The sequence below is a fragment of the Granulicella mallensis MP5ACTX8 genome, from assembly GCF_000178955.2.
Classification (GTDB): Bacteria; Acidobacteriota; Terriglobia; order Terriglobales; family Acidobacteriaceae; genus Granulicella; species Granulicella mallensis.
In genome coordinates this window covers 3,021,357-3,036,795 of sequence record NC_016631.1, presented here as the reverse complement: position 1 = coordinate 3,036,795, position 15,439 = coordinate 3,021,357, and the positions used below count along the sequence as shown (strand labels likewise).

General features: G+C 58.0%; 12 protein-coding genes. 4 read left to right on the top strand and 8 right to left on the bottom strand.

Features of this window, described 5'->3' with window-relative positions:
- Positions 1 to 587: 587 nt before the first annotated feature.
- The 3 genes from ACIX8_RS12435 to ACIX8_RS12425 all read right to left on the bottom strand — a co-directional run bounded on the left by ACIX8_RS12435 (position 588) and on the right by ACIX8_RS12425 (position 5,800).
- The gene (locus ACIX8_RS12435) at positions 588 to 1,538 is read right to left on the bottom strand and encodes an alpha/beta fold hydrolase (protein WP_014265693.1); all 951 of its coding nucleotides are present in this window, start codon (positions 1,536 to 1,538) and stop codon (positions 588 to 590) included.
- A 270-nt stretch (positions 1,539 to 1,808) separates the two neighbouring features.
- Entirely contained in the window at positions 1,809 to 4,358 is a 2,550-nt protein-coding gene (locus ACIX8_RS12430) for a polynucleotide kinase-phosphatase (protein WP_014265692.1), read from the bottom strand.
- Entirely contained in the window at positions 4,355 to 5,800 is a 1,446-nt protein-coding gene (locus tag ACIX8_RS12425; RefSeq protein WP_014265691.1) for a 3' terminal RNA ribose 2'-O-methyltransferase Hen1, read from the bottom strand. Before ACIX8_RS12425 ends, ACIX8_RS12430 begins: the two co-directional genes overlap by 4 nt.
- 123 nt (positions 5,801 to 5,923) lie before the next feature.
- Between ACIX8_RS12425 and miaB the strand changes: the two genes are divergently transcribed.
- Positions 5,924 to 7,300, top strand: coding sequence for a tRNA (N6-isopentenyl adenosine(37)-C2)-methylthiotransferase MiaB (miaB, locus tag ACIX8_RS12420; RefSeq protein WP_223295529.1), 1,377 nt, complete (start codon positions 5,924 to 5,926; stop codon positions 7,298 to 7,300).
- A 5-nt stretch (positions 7,301 to 7,305) separates the two neighbouring features.
- Positions 7,306 to 7,842: a bifunctional nuclease family protein gene (locus ACIX8_RS12415; protein WP_014265689.1), complete on the top strand. Its 537-nt coding sequence runs from the start codon at positions 7,306 to 7,308 to the stop codon at positions 7,840 to 7,842.
- A gap of 312 nt (positions 7,843 to 8,154) precedes the next feature.
- Here ACIX8_RS12415 and ACIX8_RS12410 read toward each other — a convergent pair whose 3' ends face one another.
- From ACIX8_RS12410 to ACIX8_RS12395, 4 genes are all read right to left on the bottom strand, one after another.
- Positions 8,155 to 8,970 carry an anti-sigma factor gene (locus ACIX8_RS12410; protein WP_014265688.1) on the bottom strand — a complete coding sequence of 272 codons (816 nt, stop codon included), beginning with the start codon at positions 8,968 to 8,970 and terminating at the stop codon, positions 8,155 to 8,157.
- Positions 8,967 to 9,611, bottom strand: a complete 645-nt coding sequence (locus ACIX8_RS12405) for an RNA polymerase sigma factor (protein WP_223295528.1) — start codon at positions 9,609 to 9,611, stop codon at positions 8,967 to 8,969. Before ACIX8_RS12405 ends, ACIX8_RS12410 begins: the two co-directional genes overlap by 4 nt.
- Positions 9,612 to 9,711: 100 nt before the next feature.
- Positions 9,712 to 10,755 (bottom strand): ferritin-like domain-containing protein, encoded by a 1,044-nt coding sequence (locus ACIX8_RS12400; RefSeq protein WP_014265686.1) that lies wholly within the window; start codon positions 10,753 to 10,755, stop codon positions 9,712 to 9,714.
- 32 nt (positions 10,756 to 10,787) lie between these two features.
- Positions 10,788 to 11,822: a ferritin-like domain-containing protein gene (locus tag ACIX8_RS12395; RefSeq protein ID WP_014265685.1), complete on the bottom strand. Its 1,035-nt coding sequence runs from the start codon at positions 11,820 to 11,822 to the stop codon at positions 10,788 to 10,790.
- Positions 11,823 to 12,213: 391 nt separating this feature from the next.
- Between ACIX8_RS12395 and ACIX8_RS12390 the strand changes: the two genes are divergently transcribed.
- Both ACIX8_RS12390 and ACIX8_RS12385 read left to right on the top strand, forming a co-directional pair.
- Positions 12,214 to 12,765 (top strand): fasciclin domain-containing protein, encoded by a 552-nt coding sequence (locus ACIX8_RS12390; protein WP_014265684.1) that lies wholly within the window; start codon positions 12,214 to 12,216, stop codon positions 12,763 to 12,765.
- 174 nt (positions 12,766 to 12,939) lie between these two features.
- The gene (locus tag ACIX8_RS12385) at positions 12,940 to 13,770 is read left to right on the top strand and encodes an amidohydrolase family protein (RefSeq protein WP_014265683.1); all 831 of its coding nucleotides are present in this window, start codon (positions 12,940 to 12,942) and stop codon (positions 13,768 to 13,770) included.
- An 8-nt stretch (positions 13,771 to 13,778) separates the two neighbouring features.
- Here ACIX8_RS12385 and ACIX8_RS12380 read toward each other — a convergent pair whose 3' ends face one another.
- Positions 13,779 to 15,101: a hypothetical protein gene (locus ACIX8_RS12380; protein ID WP_014265682.1), complete on the bottom strand. Its 1,323-nt coding sequence runs from the start codon at positions 15,099 to 15,101 to the stop codon at positions 13,779 to 13,781.
- Between the last annotated feature and the right edge of the window lie 338 nt (positions 15,102 to 15,439).

Below are 15,439 nucleotides of genomic sequence, written 5' to 3'. Positions count from 1 at the left end.
GATACTGCCCGAGCCCAGCATTCGCTGTCAAGTCTTGAAACTTTGGCGGTTTCAGTTCAAGGAGGGAATAGAAATGTTCAAGCCCTTGAATTGAACGGGCGTGATCTAAACGCTGTGGATTTAATTTTATGAGGAGTCGTTTTGCGGCTGCAGTTTTAGCTGCGCGGAGAAAGGGTTACTCCCGCCGCGCTCCTGGTAGCGATAAACCCTATAGAACCGTTTCTAGAGTGGTGAGTCATTTGTTCGATGAAGAACCAGCGTTACCCAGCGCGAAGTGCACGGGCAGAAGGTAAGGGAGGCAATCGCCTCTAGGCTACGGAATAAGGACAGTCAAGATTCGGCTTCAGCCCCTGGGCCTTTTGTTCGCAGCCAAAAGAAGGCCCGGGCCTAAAGGCCACATCTTTGCCAACCTCTATTTCCGTAGCCTAAAGGCTACGGCTTCCTCCGTCTCCCTGATGCTGAAGCATCAGGGAACGCGCTTCGCGCTGTGCTGAACAGACCATCCTTCTTCAATGAATAAAGACTCACCACACCGGTCCGGCTGTCCGGACCGCTCTCTGTAATAGAAGCGCTACCTACTGAAACCGTTAAGTGAGTTTCGCCTGCACCTGCTGCAGGAAGATTGTCACAACGTCCTGAGGCACCTGGTCCGCAATAAAATGCCCTATATTCGGCAGTTGAATGAATGTATACGGCCCCGTCACAAAGTTCGCAGTATTCACCGCCACCCCTTTTAGCAGAAATGGATCTAGCGCACCCCAGACATAAGTGACCGGTGTTGTGATGACCGGCTCGTTCGCAACCGTGAAATTTTCTACGACATACCAGTTGATTGCAGCCTGCAGCGACCCAGGATCCGTCACGGTGAACTGGTTGACGAACGTAGTCGCATCAGGAACCACGCCCGCGTAGGAACCGTAGAAGTTTGCATTGTTATTTTGAGTCATGAACGCTACCCCGTTGGTTTGTAGCTGCGGGATATAGCTCGATGCAGCCTGCTGCGGATTGCCTGGCTGCGTGTAGGCAGCTACGAAAGCATTCACATGAGGCGAGGAGAGGAGTGTCGTAGAAAGAAGCAGCTCCGGGTGTGCCGCCGCAAATGCCCAGCCGACGGAAGCCCCCTGATCGTGCGCGATGAGATGAAACCTGGTGCCGGTGCCCTTCAATGCCGCACCAAATCCAACTACGTCCGAGACAAGGTTGGCAATGACATAGTCCTGGGCGTTCGTTGGACGTGCTTTAGGCGAGTATCCCCTCTGATCGACTGCTACCGCATAGTACCCTTGAGCACCGAGGGCCTGAATGACGGGCATCCAGCACTCCTTAAACTCGGGGAAACCATGCAGGTGGAGCACTAATTCTCCACTCTCCGGTCCGCACGTAATGGCGTCAAAGATAAAACCATTGGCTGCAATTGGAATGCTCTGCACAGGCGGTGGTGTACTCTGCGCGCCCGCTGACTTTGCAGACAATCCACCGAGAGTAAGCGCCCCCACGGCTAATCCACCCGTTTTCACCAAATCCCTGCGATTCAACATGATTTTCTCCGTACTATCGTTGTGCTGCTACATAGACATACCGTTGGCTGCCCATCGGACCTCTCTTGGGCTTGCCTTAGTGGTTGAGACTGGACGGTACGATTATTTAGTTAGAGCCTGATCGGCCGGTAAGGTTACCGGAAATCTATGCCGGGCAGCACTAGAGCAAATCTCCTGTTACTGTGAAATCGAATCGGGCGTGCGGTACCGTTTTTCTGGGAAACGGCCATAGGTGTCGTGGCTTCGCCATGCACCTAGAGGAGATTTACTTTAGAGTCGCGGGTCGACCGGTTCGCTCTCCAGCGCCAGGACACCGAAGACGCACTCATGCGTACGCCGTAAGGGTTCCTTGCGGACGAAGCGCTCCAGGGCTTCTACACCCAGAGCAAACTCGCGGCTGGCGAGAGAACGCTTCGCTCCGACGTTACGAGCTTTGAGCCGCTCCAGATTTTCCGGGAGCAGGTATTCCGGGCCATAGATGATGCGCAGGTATTCCGGCCCACGGCATTTGATCGCCGGTTGCGCGAAGCCTCGCCGTCCCTTGGCAATGAAGTCGAGCGGCTTGACCACCATTCCTTCGCGACCGGTAGACGTGATGTCCGTCCACCAGGCGATCGCGGCCTCACAGCTTGCGGTGTCATTCAGGTCGACGATCTGGAAAGGGGTTGCCAGCAATAAACGTGCATCGGCAGCACAGAGTTTCCCCAGCATCTCCATATGCCAGGTGTGACGCTTATCGGTATGGACCGCTCCTTCGCTTGCCAGGAGATGGAACGGCGCAAGCTTAAAGTCGTCAAGCGAGTTTACCGGCCAGCAGTACTGCCGGTATTCGCGGATGTAGCTCTCGATAGCAGCGAGCCGCTGCGTCGTGCGGTCGGCCAATTCGTCGAGGCCAGCGGTACGTTCGCGGGCCTGAGCAAGGATGCGTTGCTCGGCGGTAAGCGCCTGTAGCGCAGAGGAGCCAACGGGAGCGTACTGCTGGCGCAGGAGCTCCTGCGCCTTGGCAGACCAGGGCATCAGTTCACAGTCGAGACAGATCCAATCCGTGGCAAGCTCCGACCACAGACCTGCGGCCTCAGCAGCATCGCGCAGACGCACGAGAAAGGCCGACTCAACGGCGTCATCCGCGAAGAAACGGCGTCCCGTGCGTGTGTAGACGGTGCCGAGGGCAGGCTGCCCAACTCCAAACCGGCTTTGCGAGACGGTTTCGGCCTTGCACAGAACAACGATCGCGCGCGAACCCATATGCTTCTGCTCGCAGAGGACCTCCGGCACACCTTCGCTGCGGTAATAGGCAAAGGCCTCCTGAGGGTGCTCGAGAAGATGAGGATGCTTGCTGGTCTCCGATGGCGACATCGTAGGTGGCAGATAGATGAGCCATTTGGGATCGACGGCAAAACGGCTCATGACTTCAAGAGCGGCGATGGCGTTCTCTTCGCGGATGGTAATGCGCGGAAGCAGGCGCGTATCCACGAGGCGTTTGCCGGTCACGTCGGAGAGGTCGAGGGTGTCATCCAGCGTCTGCTGGACAGAACGCTCTGCCTTGTTAGCGAGGAAGGGCCGCTTGGATTCGTAATAGGTCAGGCGCGCGGGAACGGAGACGGTCTCTCGTTCGGGATAGCGCAGAGCCGTGAGCTCCCCGCCAAAGACACAGCCTGTGTCGATATTGACGGTGTTGTTCAGCCACAGGGGCTCGGGCATCGGCGTATGCCCATAGACCACGAGCGCCTTACCGCGATAGTCAGCCGCCCAGTTGTAGCGGACCGGCAAGCCGAACTCGTCGGTCTCGCCGGTGGTCTCTCCATAGAGCGCGAACTCGCGGACTCGTCCGGAGCCGCGGCCCTGCATGGACTCCTTGAGTCCGGCGTGCGCGACGACGAGATTGCCGTCATCGAAGACATAGTGGCTTACAAGGCCGTCGAGGAACTTGACGACTTCGGCACGAAAAGCGTCCGGCTCGGCAGCCAGTTGCTGCATGGACTCGGCGAGACCGTGAGTGAGTTGGACGCTACGGCCCTTGAGAGCACGCATGAGTTTCACGTCATGATTGCCGGGAACACAGAACGCCTGTCCGGATTGCACCAGGCTCGAAACGAGTTTCAGAACCTGGGGTGTACCGGGGCCGCGGTCTACGAGGTCTCCGACAAAGACAAGCTTGCGTCCGGCAGGCGATTGCACGCTGTACCGGCCCTCTTCGTGGGCAACGGAGTAACCAAGCTGATGGAGAAGGTCCGTGAGCTCGTCGAAGCAGCCGTGAATGTCGCCGATGATATCGAAGGGGCCGTGCTCGGATTTGCGATTGTTCCAGAGCGGTTGACGTTCGATTGTGGCAGCATCGACTTCTTCAAGCGTGGAGAGCTTGAAGATATGGCGAATGCCTTCACGCTCGAGCCCTCGCAGGGAACGCCGCAACTGCTGGCACTGGTTACGCACGACATGCGGGCCAAACTGCCGGTCAGGGCGCAGGGCATTGCGCTCATGGCAAAGCTTTTCGGGCAGGTCGAAGACGATAGCGCAGGGCAGAACGTGGAACTCATGCGCCAGTTCGAGGAGTGATTTGCGAGCCTCGGGCTGCACATTGGTGGCATCGACAACGGTAAGGAGGCCGCGTGCGAGGCGCTTACGGAGGATCGTGTTCAGCAGATCGAAGGCGTCGCCCGTTGCAGACTGGTCGTTTTCGTTATTGGAAACGAGTCCGCGGCAAAAGTCGGAGGAGACGACCTCCGACGGAAGGAAGTGCTTGCGGCCAAAGGAGGATTTGCCGGAGCCGGAAGGACCGATGAGGAGAACAAGGGACAGCTCGGGAAGGGTGATCTTCATGCGTTCGTCTGGGGCTCGGTCTGGATATCGGTTGGGGCTGAAAGGGAGAAGATCGCCATCTGCGTGGGTGCGCCAAGGGCAGGGGCTTCGGGACCGATGGGTTGAAACCGCACGGTATAGCCGAAACGGGCTGCGACGTCGCCTGCCCATTGCTCAAACTCGGCGCGCGTCCACTCGAAGCGATGGTCGCGATGGCGAAACTGGCCGGCGGGCAACGTCTCGAAGACCGTGTTGTACTCAGAGTTTGGGGTGGTGATGATGGCGTGTGACGGCCGCGCGAACTCGAAGAGAACGCGCTCAAAGGAGGCCAATCGTGGAGCGTCAAGATGTTCGATCACCTCGACGACCGCAGCCGCCTCAAAGCCATTGAGCCGCTGGTCGCGATACATCAGTGAGCCTTGCACGAGTTCGATTCGGGCGCGCTGACGCTCAGGGAGCTGATCGAGCTTGAGCCTGTCTTTGGCAATCTCAAGAGAGCGCCAGGAGACATCCATGCCCAGAATGGCTTCAAACTGCTGGTCTGCGAGCAGATAACGCAGCAGCTTGCCTTCGCCACACCCCAGGTCGAGGACACGCTTGGCGCTAACACCGCGCAGCACTGAAAGCACTGCTCCCATCCGCTGCTCGTGCAGGCCGAGGGGCCGCTCTACCTTCTGTTCTTCTTCATCGCGAACCTGTTCTTTCTGCTCTTCAGGCTCGGCAACGTCCTCGGCGATGAGCCGGGCAAGCGCTTCGCGGGTAAGCTCGCCCTGGCGCTTGAGGTAACGCGAGACGATGAGGTCCTTCTCCGGGTGCGATGGCAGCCAGCCTTCGCCGCGTTTGAGCAGTTTTTCGACCTCATCGTCGCCCACCCAGTAGTGCTTCTCATTGTCGAGCACAGGGATGAGCACATACAGATGGGTGAGAAGGTCCTGGAGGCGCACCGTAGCAGAGAGTTCGAGAGAAACGTACGGGGAGGTTCCCCAATCGGGGAAACGCTCGTCAAGCAGGGCACTGGAGAGAACCACAGCATAGCCGAGCGGCTCGAAGAGGCGACGCACAAGGTCTTCACCGCCGCGCGCGGCGACGCAGGGAATGCGCGCGATCAGCGGAATGGCAGTTTCGGCGAGCTCAGGGCGGTCCTTGCTGCGGCCTCCGAGAGCAGAGGCCAGCATGCGACCTATCGCGACGCTGAGAAAGGAGTTCGCAGCATAGGGCCGGTCGTTGACGTAGGGCTGGAGCGGTCCACCGTCGCCAGAGGAGCCGTGTCGCCCCCGGGCAAGCGCGATGGAATCGACCTCCAGCATCAGGGCGACGGTGCAGAGCTCTTCGGACGCTTCCGGATAGAAGATGTGCGCTTTGCCAAAGGAAAGCTCCTCGGTCTGCATACGTGCGGGATTCTTGTGCAGCAGGAAGCCGAGATCGGTCGCGGGTTTGTGCGTCGTGGAGAGCGTGAGAAGCATGGAGGCCCAGTGTAGCGGAGGGATGCCATCTATACTAAAGAGTGTTCCCCGGAAGGCACAAAACCTTAGGGTGAGGGCGATTTGCAACCGGGCTTATGGTGCGGCTCGGTAGAGGAAATTCACTTGAAGACGTTTTATATCGAAACCTTTGGCTGTCAGATGAACGCGCATGACTCGGAGAAGGTCGTTGGCACGCTGCTGCGCGAAGGCTACAGCCAGGTCGTCGATGAGGCCGATGCGGGCCTCATTCTTTACAACACCTGCTCCATCCGCGATAAGGCCGAGCAGAAGGTCTTCCACCGCCTGAATGAGTACAAGCGCATGCAGGGGGAAGGCAAGAAGTTTGCCGTGCTGGGCTGTGTGGCCCAGCAGGAGGGCAACAAGATCTTCGAGCGGGCGCCCTATGTCTCGCTGGTCGCCGGATCGGCATCCTATCGGAACCTCCCGGAGATGCTCGCCCGCCTGGAAGCCGGGGAGACCCGGATTACCGGGCTCGACGACCGCCAGACTGACGAGACCTTCGACACCGAGTTCACCTCTCGCACGAATCCGCACCGCGGCTATATCACCATCATCGAAGGCTGCGACAAGTTCTGCTCCTACTGCGTTGTGCCGTACACGCGCGGCAAGGAGCGCTCACGCACCTCGGCCTCGGTGCTTGCCGAAGCCCAGCGCATCGCGCAGATGGGCTTTACCGAGATCCAATTGCTCGGCCAGAACGTCAACAGCTATCTCGATCCCAGCGGCAAACGCAGCTTTGCCGAGCTTCTGGCAGCAGTGGGAGAGGTAAACGGCATCAAGCGCGTGCGCTTCACGACCTCGCATCCGCGCGACTTTACGAAGGACATCGTCGACGCCATCGACGCCGTGCCTACGCTCTGCGACCACGTCCATCTGCCCGTGCAATCGGGTTCCACCGACGTTCTGCGGGCCATGCAGCGCGACTATACGCGCGACTGGTACCTGGAGCGCATCGCCTGGACCAAGGCAGCGCGCCGCGACATCTCTCTCACCTCGGACATCATCGTCGGGTTTCCCGGAGAGACCGACCGTGACTTTGAGGACACCATTACGCTGCTGGAGACGGTTGGCTACGACGCCATCTATGGCTTCAAGTACTCGCCGCGCCCGAACACCCCGGCGATCCATATGCATGATTCGATCCCCGAGGACGTGAAGGTGGCGCGCCTCGCAATCCTCAACGCCCGCCAACGCGAGATTCAACGCGAAAACTATGGCCGGCACCTCGACCAGACCGTCGAGGTCATGGTGGAGCACGGCGCCAACTCACGGGGGCAGATTACGGGGCGCTCTACGCAGAATAAGACCGTTAACTTCATGTGCGATAGCACTCCGCCGTCTGGAAGCTATATTGACGTACGTATCACCCAGGTCTTTCCGAGCTCGCTGGTGGGTGAGGCGATTTCCGTCCCGACGGTACCCTCTCCGGCACTGGCCGCCCAACAGGCTCTGAACGCACGCGTTCCGGTTGTACACTAGCACCCATGCACTTGCCCGGCTTCAAATTCGAGTCCAACCCCCAGGAGTCCGCGGAACCTGATGTAGAGGTTCGCATTCGCGGGCTCATGATGGACCCTTCAACGAAGATGCCCATCGTCGTGCTCAACGATCTCAGCGGGGAGGTCGTGCTCCCGATCTGGGTTGGGTTGTTCGAGGCCAATGCTATCGCTCTTGAGATCGAGAAGGCCACGACTCCACGACCGATGACGCATGATCTGCTGCGCAACATCATCCACGGGCTGAATGCTCGCGTGACTCGTGTGGTTGTCGGGGCGCTGCGCGAGGATACCTTTCACGCAACGATCTGGATGGATCAGGGCGGGGAAGTCGTTGCGCTGGATGCGCGCCCTTCTGATGCTATTGCGCTGGCTCTGCGCTCCGACTGCCCTATCTTTGTCAGCAAGCAGCTTCTGGAGCAGGCGCGGCTTGCCTCGGGGGGATCGACTTCGCTGGCGCCGGAGGATCTGCGGCGCTGGCTGGAGAATTTGAATGATGACGAGATGGGGCGTTACAAGATGTAGCGGCGGGATGGCTTGCTGCTTTGTTTTTCTGGTTGTCATTCCCGAAGGGAATCTGCTGTCTCCCGTTCTTTGCTCGTGTTCCCCAGAAAAATAGGTGAGTTGGGGCTAGAGCCCGGTGTGAGATAGCGCATATCGTTTGCGGTAGCACTGGCAGAAAACGGGAGACAGCAGGTTCGCTCGCTGCGCTCGGAATGACAGCCAGAAAAGCAAAGACAAAAGCAGAAGCAGATTCCCTTCGGGAATGACAAGACAGAAAAGCAAAGGCAAAGACAGAAGCGGACACACCAGGGATCTAACGATTGTGTTTCCGGTCTAAACCCCTGTCGCAGCGCCAGAGAGAATAATCGGAGCCGTTGGGACGCTGGAGCCCTCGGCTCTTTCGATGGTGATCGCAAAGGCCTTTGCAGGAATGCCCTTGGGCAAAGGCGGCAACACCAGACTGGCAGAACCCGTGGCGTCGGGCCGGAAGAGTCCTGCCGGAATGGGCGAGGCACCGTTTGCCGGAACCACCCAAAGCTCATAGGTCTTACCTTCCGGCAGATGCTCCAGATTGCTCGCCTGCAGGACCAAAGCGCCACGATCTGCTAAATAGACAGCCCGTCCGGTAGGAACAGCAGGAACCTTGCTGGCAGTCAGTGTTGCGCGTTGAGCCTTGGGCGCGGTCAAGACCTCGAGCACCTGTTGCGCGTGTGAGGATTCGGCTTCCAGTTTCAGCGCTGTACTGGACTGCTCGCTCAGTTGTTCCTTGAGTGAAGCAATCTTCATGTTGAGAGAGACCACCGCGATGACCAGTGCCGCGACTGCCGCCCAGGGAAGCCAGATTGCTGTCGTACGCGTCGCCCTGCGAGGCGCTTCTTGAGCAGCCAGAAGTTCTACCGCCTGCTGCGTAGTTGCTGCCGAATCTGCGGAGACCCTGTTGAGGAAACGCTGCCGCGCGCCTTCAGGCATGGGGTGTTGTTCGACGCTTAGAGCGACCAGCGCTAGATCGCCGGAGAGCTCAGCCAACTCGGCGCGGCAAAGTGCACACTCCGCCAGATGCGTGCGGACTGCCAGGGCTTCCTCCGGAGAGAGAGCCTGCATCGCATAGAGAGCTAGATCCTCCTGCGAGATGTGTTCGCCTTGCATCATGCCTGGATGGCCTTTCGTAAGCTGATTAATGCCAATCTAATTCTCGTCTTTACAGTGCCCAGGGGATCGCCCGTTTTAGCCGCAACCTCTGCGTGACTCAACCCCTCAAAAAAAGCTAGTTCTACTGACTTCTGCTGCTCGGATGGAAGACTCTTCATAAGTTCGCGAATCTTTTCCACCATGATGTTGCGCTCGATCTCCGAGGAGATGTTCGTCTTTGAAACCAGGACGACCTCGTCTACGGAGTCGGTCGGTTTTCTGCGCCGCAAAACGTCGATCGCCCGGTTTCTCGCGACAACGGCGAGCCACGCACCCAGCGAACCGCGGCCCTGGACAAAAGTGTTTGGGTTCTTCCAAAGCTGGAAGAAGATCTCCTGCATGACATCTTCAGCCTGGCCCGGATCCTTTAAAACGCGGAGAGATACCGAATACACCAGGCTTCCATAGCGATCGAAGATGTCCGCCATCGCCTTCTGATCATTGGCACGCACGCGTTCCAGCAGGAACTCATCATTTGCTGCCTGGAGGCGATCCAAATCGCTATTAAGGGAACGCTCAGCTGCCCTAATCGGATTGGAGGATTTTTCTATCATCGAGGAATCTAATAAGGGGCAGTGTAAGGGTTCGGAGCGCCCCTCCATAGTACATAGGTTGGAGGTCGAGCACTCGCAAAAGGGATGCGATAGAACGCAGCAACGAGCCGTCTCTGCCAGGGACGGCTCGTTTGCTGCGTTTTGCGGTCTATTTGAAGCCGTTAGGGCCTGCGTTCATTCCTGCGGGGAAGAAGACTCCCTTGGCAGGGCTGACGACCGTGGTTCCGTTGACCGCACCGCCGCCCGTCACGATGTTCAGGACCTGCGTGGTGTTGCGGGCAAAGGCTACGACGTCGGTCGGGTCGGCATCGGTGATGCGTGTTGCCGTAACGTTTCCTGCTCCGCCGAGTGCGACCGAGAAGGTAGCCAGGCCGTAGTCGTCGGGGTTGTTGTCGTACTGCGAGGCGCTGGGTGCGACGCCGAGCAGACCGGCCTGGGAGAGCGATGCCCGAAGCGTCGAGATCAGGTTGGTATAGCCGGCGATGCTGGTGCCCGCTGGATCGAGATAGTTGATGGTGGTGCGGACGAGACCCGCGTGATAGGCCTCGACTGCGAGGATGCCGGCTGCTGTCGTCAGGTTCTTGGATGATGTGAGCAGGGAAGCCGCTCCGTGGTACGCCGTGACTCCTACGTCCTCGAAGACGTAGGCGCCGATCAGAAAGGCAGCGTCGCTGGCATACGGGCTAAAGGCTGAGCCGCCCGGGATCTTCGCCGCGGTGGCGAGGGTCTGGAAGGACGTGCCCAGATTAATGGCAGGCTGGGCGACGGCTGAAGTGGTAAGCGCGCTGAGCAATAACTGGACATGCTTGCCCTCTTCAACGGCCGTCTCGATGGCATAGGACGCCACTGGGATGGTCGTGAAGGGAACCAGGCTGCCGCCGGAGACCGTGCCGGGTGTTCCGACGGTGCCCGACAGCGTAATCAGCGGAGCGCCTGCGGCCATCGAGGCTGCGTTGGCTTTATCGATGGTCGTGCCGAAGGCTGCGAGGTAGTAGAAGTTCGCCTCCAGGTATTCGAGGTTGAGGGCGAAGTTGAGAATGTCCGTGTCCGAGTAGGCCGCCGTTGCCGCCTTGGCCTCGGGCGCGCTTGCGCTCAGAACCAGGCCGGCGAGCGACGCGGCCCCGAGCGACAGCATCTTGCGCCGGCTCGTGACGATGATCTCATCCAGAAGTTGAGTCTCTTGATTTGCCATGGAATTTACCGTCCTTTGAGTGATGTTGCCGCTTAGGCTGTGGTGGTGGCGAAGACGCTGTTGACGCCGCTGGGGAAGAAACCGCCGCTCTTGACGCCGACCATCGGCGAACCGTAGACGATGTGCAGAACCTGATCCACACTGCGCGAGAAGCCAACGGCATTGCCAGGATCGGCGGCAACGATGGCACTTGGCATGGTCAGGCTGGTGGGCAAGGTGAGCAGCGTCTCGACTGAGCCGCTCGTCGAAGGCGCATTGCTGTTGCCGACGGTGAGTGTCGCTCGCAGAGCCGCTACTTTGTTGGCAGCGGCCAGGTACGGGTAGGCAGCCTCGGAACCGGCGGCGATGGCGCGTCCAGTGAGTGATGTGCGGACGTAGCCAGCGTGGTAGGCCTCGACGGCGAGAATGCCTGCGGCAGCGGTGAGGTAACCGGCTGTTACACCTGCAGCAGTGATCAGAGGAGCGGCGCCGGAGTAGGCTGTGACTCCTACGTCCTCGAAGATGAAGGAGCCGACGAGGAAATAGTCAAAGCTGGAGAACGGATTGAACGCACCTGCGCCAGTGGCTGCCGTAGTGATGCCGGCTGCGACCGCGAGAGGTCCGAAGAAGGAGAGATCGATGTCAGGCATGCCAACCGCAGCCGAACCGAGTGCCTTGCGAAGGAATTGGACGTGAGTCTGCTCCTCGTAGGCGATCTCGTTCAGGATCTCCTGCTGCGCGGGCGTAAGTCCTGGGACCGCGGCAGCACTGCCCACGGTGACCTTACCCGCAGTCTGTGAGGGGGCAGCGGAACCTGGAGTTGTATCGGAGCTCTGAAGCCCTGCGCCAGTTGCGGCATAGAGGTAAAACTGTGCCTCAAGATATTCAAGGTTGAGAGCGAAGTTTAGAACGTCCGTGTCGGTAAAGGTTGGGCTGCCACCTGTAGGCGGCGGTGTAGTGACGGGGGGCATGTTATTGCCATTGCCGCCGCAGCCGACCACCGCTGTAGTAGCGGCCACGGCTCCAGCGCCTGCGAGAAACGATCGCCGAGAGAGAGCTTTATCAACAATTGAATCGAGTGTCTTCACAGTACATCTCCTGAGGTGCGTTGATAGATGCTTGCCATGCCATTCGCCTGTAGTGAGCGAGCACACGTGCGGAAGTAGACGTTTGTTCAGCCCGGCGAAACGAAGAGTTGCCAGGAAAAGGCGTGCAGCCGAAACCAGTCAGAGCGCAGGTAAGTATGTCGTGCAGAGTGGTGGCCTCTGCATGGGATCTTTGTCGTTATTTGCAAGACCAGTGCTGACTAAATCAGAACTGTCACGATGGAGGAACGCAGTACAGGAAAGTTTGGATTGGAAGGATTGCGAAAATTTCTAAATATATTTTTGGGGAGGCATTATTCCGCCTCCATGAATCCATCCATCCCTGGGCGCCGTTTTGCTAATGAAGTAAAACTCAGCAATGGATAGGACATCTATGAAGAAGTTTCCTGTAATGGTTCTGACGGCAATACTCGCGCTCTCCGGCATCGCAGCCCATGCGCAGAAAGACCCGGATGTAGGCGGAGCAGCGATGTATCCCACGAAGAACATCGTCGAAAACGCCGTAAACTCCAAAGACCACACGACGCTCGTCGCAGCCGTCAAGGCAGCCGGGCTGGTAGATACATTGGAGGGCCCTGGCCCCTTCACCGTCTTTGCCCCAACCAATGCAGCCTTTGACAAGTTGCCTGCCGGCACTGTCGATACCTTGCTGAAGCCTGAGAACAAGGACACGCTGGTGAAGGTTCTCACCTATCACGTAGTCTCCGGCAAGGTGACCGCAAAGGACCTGAAGAAGCAGATCAAGGAGGGTGGCGGCAAGGCTGTCCTGAAGACTGTTCAGGGTGGCAGCCTGACAGCAACGATGCAGAGCGGGAAGATCATCCTGACAGATGAAAAGGGTGGCACATCGACGGTGACCATCGCCGATGTATTCCAATCGAACGGCGTGATCCATGTTGTCGATACCGTTCTAATGCCCAACTAAACTTACCGGTACTACTGCTGCTATAGGCTGCAAGCATGGAGCCATGAAAGACGTGAGGGTTCATCTCGAACCTTTGCGTCTTTCATGGCATTTTTGCGCACTACTGGATGAAACTTGCGGTGCAGGTTTTCTGTCAGTCATGATGGGAGGGCGACTGGAGAATCACTGAAGCCAATGGAATGTATCGACGCACATCATCATCTCTGGAAGTATTCCCCTGAGGACTATCCCTGGATGTCGGACAAGATGGAGGTTCTCCGTCACGATTACCTCCTTCCCGAGCTTGAGGCGATTACGACCGCGGCTGGTGTTACCGGAACTGTTGTCGTCCAGGCACAGCAAACGCTTGCGGAGACCGAGTGGATGCTTTCGCTGGCGAAGGATAGTCAACGTATCCGTGGCGTAGTGGGTTGGGCGCCGCTGGTAGAGCCAAAGATCGAAGCCTGTCTTGAAGAAATTGCGCGGCATCCGAAGTTGAAGGGGCTACGCCACATCCTGCAGGACGAGGCGGACGATCGCTACATGCTGCGCAACGACTTCAATCGCGGCATCGCCTGCTTGCAGCAGTTCGATCTGAGATATGACCTGCTGGTCTTTGAGCGGCACCTGCTCCAGACGATCGAGTTCGTAGATCGGCATCCCAAGCAGATCTTCATCCTCGACCACATCGCCAAGCCCCTGATCCGCGAACAGGCGATGGAGCCGTGGAGATCGAACCTGCGTGAGCTTGCCCGGCGCGAGAACGTTTATTGCAAGCTCTCCGGCATGACGACGGAGGCGGACTGGAGTTCGTGGAGCGAGCAACAGCTATGGCCTTACATGGAGACTGTGCTTTCCGCCTTCGGCGCAGAGCGGCTCATGTTTGGTTCCGACTGGCCTGTACTCAATCTGGCGTCAGACTACACAGCATGGATTGAGCTCGTGAGACGTGCGATCGCTAAACTCTCGCCGGACGAACAGGAACAGATCCTGGCGAAGACAGCGATAGAAGCTTATGGGCTCTGAGGAGAAGGCTATCTTCGCGCGATGCGCTGGGAGATGATCACGGGGCGAGGGGCATTTGCGCCGATATTGCTTGTCTCCAGCAGCACTTCAAACGGAAGCACGTTACCCTTTGCGTCGAATATCTGATTCAACAGTGCGGCTGAAGCATCGCTAAAGAGATAGTCTGCGGCGGCCTCCGTGCCGGCCATATTAATCCCCTCGACAAGAAGGACGTGCCCGGTTCCATCCAGATTTGGCGTGACGGCGATTACACCAAACGTGCTGTGTGAGGGGTCAGTCTGGTTCGTCTCGTAATACGCCTTTTCCCCAGCCAGCGGGTGGAGATTGCGAATGACGACATTGTTCGCCTTCTGCGGCCACTCGAACTGAAAATTCAGGTCTTTCTGAAAGAGCTCTGCCCATGGGTTGGAATCGAGCGAGCCTAGCAGGATGACATTGGATTGTTTGAGGTCATCCAGTGTTACCTCGCGAGCGTAGCGCACCTTGAATCGATTTCTTACCACAGAGGGAAGCTGAGAGATCGATAGAACAAGATTGAGATCGACAACGCTCGTGTAGCGGCGGCTTCCCAACTCATTCACGATCTCCGGACGAATGCCGGCTGGGGCGGAGATGTCCTTGTGATACTCCCCGGCAACATATTCCGCCAGATGAGTGTGCTTTCCGCTGAAATCCTGATAGATGGCCAGACCGCTGTCGGCAGGAACCACCAGGGTATCGCGCGTTGGGCTGAAGAACACACTCCAGAAGCGGTTCGTTGCCGTTTGCGGCGGCTTAACCAGGTGAGCATCGCGAACGAGGACAAAGAGCAGCGCGAGAAACAATACCGCACAGAGAGCCTTGAGTACCCAGGACGACCGGGCAGCCGTCACCGGCGTATTCGACGATGCCGGAAAGGGTTCCTTGTCCTCTTGCAGAGAAGGGCCATGAGGCAGCGGCTCAACGGCTGAGTAGCCTGGTTTGCTCTCTCCCACCATCGTGCCTTCTTCTACGAAGAGGGGAACATAGCCTCCTCGGGGAACGACGATGCGAATCTTCTCGTCGATACCGTCTCCGGTGAAGTACTCATCGAGTCTCTGCCGCAGCAGGCGCGCATAGTTGCGGACGATGTTGTCGTCTCCGGGGTTGTAGCCCTGGGGACGCTCAAAGACATGTTCGCCAATCTGCTGCTCGTTGATCTCGTCGCCTTGATCGAGCAGATGCTTCTCGCAGATATAGAGGATGAAGCTGGTAAGGAATCTGGACTTGGCAAAGCCTTTGCTCGCAACGAGGCGTCTGGCGACCTGCCAGCGCGGATCTTCTTCAAGACTGACACGATCTTTGGCAGCCACCTTAACCAATGACGGTCTGGCATTGGAACTTGCTGTCGATCTGCCAATTGAAGTCTTTTCCACTGTGATAAGTAGACACGCACACAGGAGTTTCCAATGTTACGGGAAAGTTAATCCGCATCTTTCGAAGATGACAGCTAATTACGGCAACATCAAAATATTTTTCCAATGGCTACTGCAAGCTTTTCTATTCCAACAGATAGAAGTTTCCACCTCACCCGACTTTCCCCGTTTTACACCGTGGAACCCCCTAACAAAACAGGTCCAGCCCGCAGAAAATCGGGTGACAGAAAGAACTTGGCGAAGATGCGTCTCCAGGAGCCGGAAGTTTCTTCCGA

Bases quoted from the DNA above. Each gene is read 5' to 3' on its own strand.
- ACIX8_RS12385 (WP_014265683.1), top strand. From the start codon at position 12,940: ATGGAATGTATCGACGCACATCATCATCTCTGGAAGTATTCCCCTGAG.
- ACIX8_RS12425 (WP_014265691.1), bottom strand. From the start codon at position 5,800: ATGCTTCTCACGCTCTCCACGACGCACAAACCCGCGACCGATCTCGGC.
- ACIX8_RS12390 (WP_014265684.1), top strand. From the start codon at position 12,214: ATGAAGAAGTTTCCTGTAATGGTTCTGACGGCAATACTCGCGCTCTCC.
- ACIX8_RS12435 (WP_014265693.1), bottom strand. From the start codon at position 1,538: ATGTTGAATCGCAGGGATTTGGTGAAAACGGGTGGATTAGCCGTGGGG.
- ACIX8_RS12430 (WP_014265692.1), bottom strand. From the start codon at position 4,358: ATGAAGATCACCCTTCCCGAGCTGTCCCTTGTTCTCCTCATCGGTCCT.
- ACIX8_RS12405 (WP_223295528.1), bottom strand. From the start codon at position 9,611: ATGGAGGGGCGCTCCGAACCCTTACACTGCCCCTTATTAGATTCCTCG.
- ACIX8_RS12400 (WP_014265686.1), bottom strand. From the start codon at position 10,755: ATGGCAAATCAAGAGACTCAACTTCTGGATGAGATCATCGTCACGAGC.
- ACIX8_RS12410 (WP_014265688.1), bottom strand. From the start codon at position 8,970: ATGATGCAAGGCGAACACATCTCGCAGGAGGATCTAGCTCTCTATGCG.
- ACIX8_RS12415 (WP_014265689.1), top strand. From the start codon at position 7,306: ATGCACTTGCCCGGCTTCAAATTCGAGTCCAACCCCCAGGAGTCCGCG.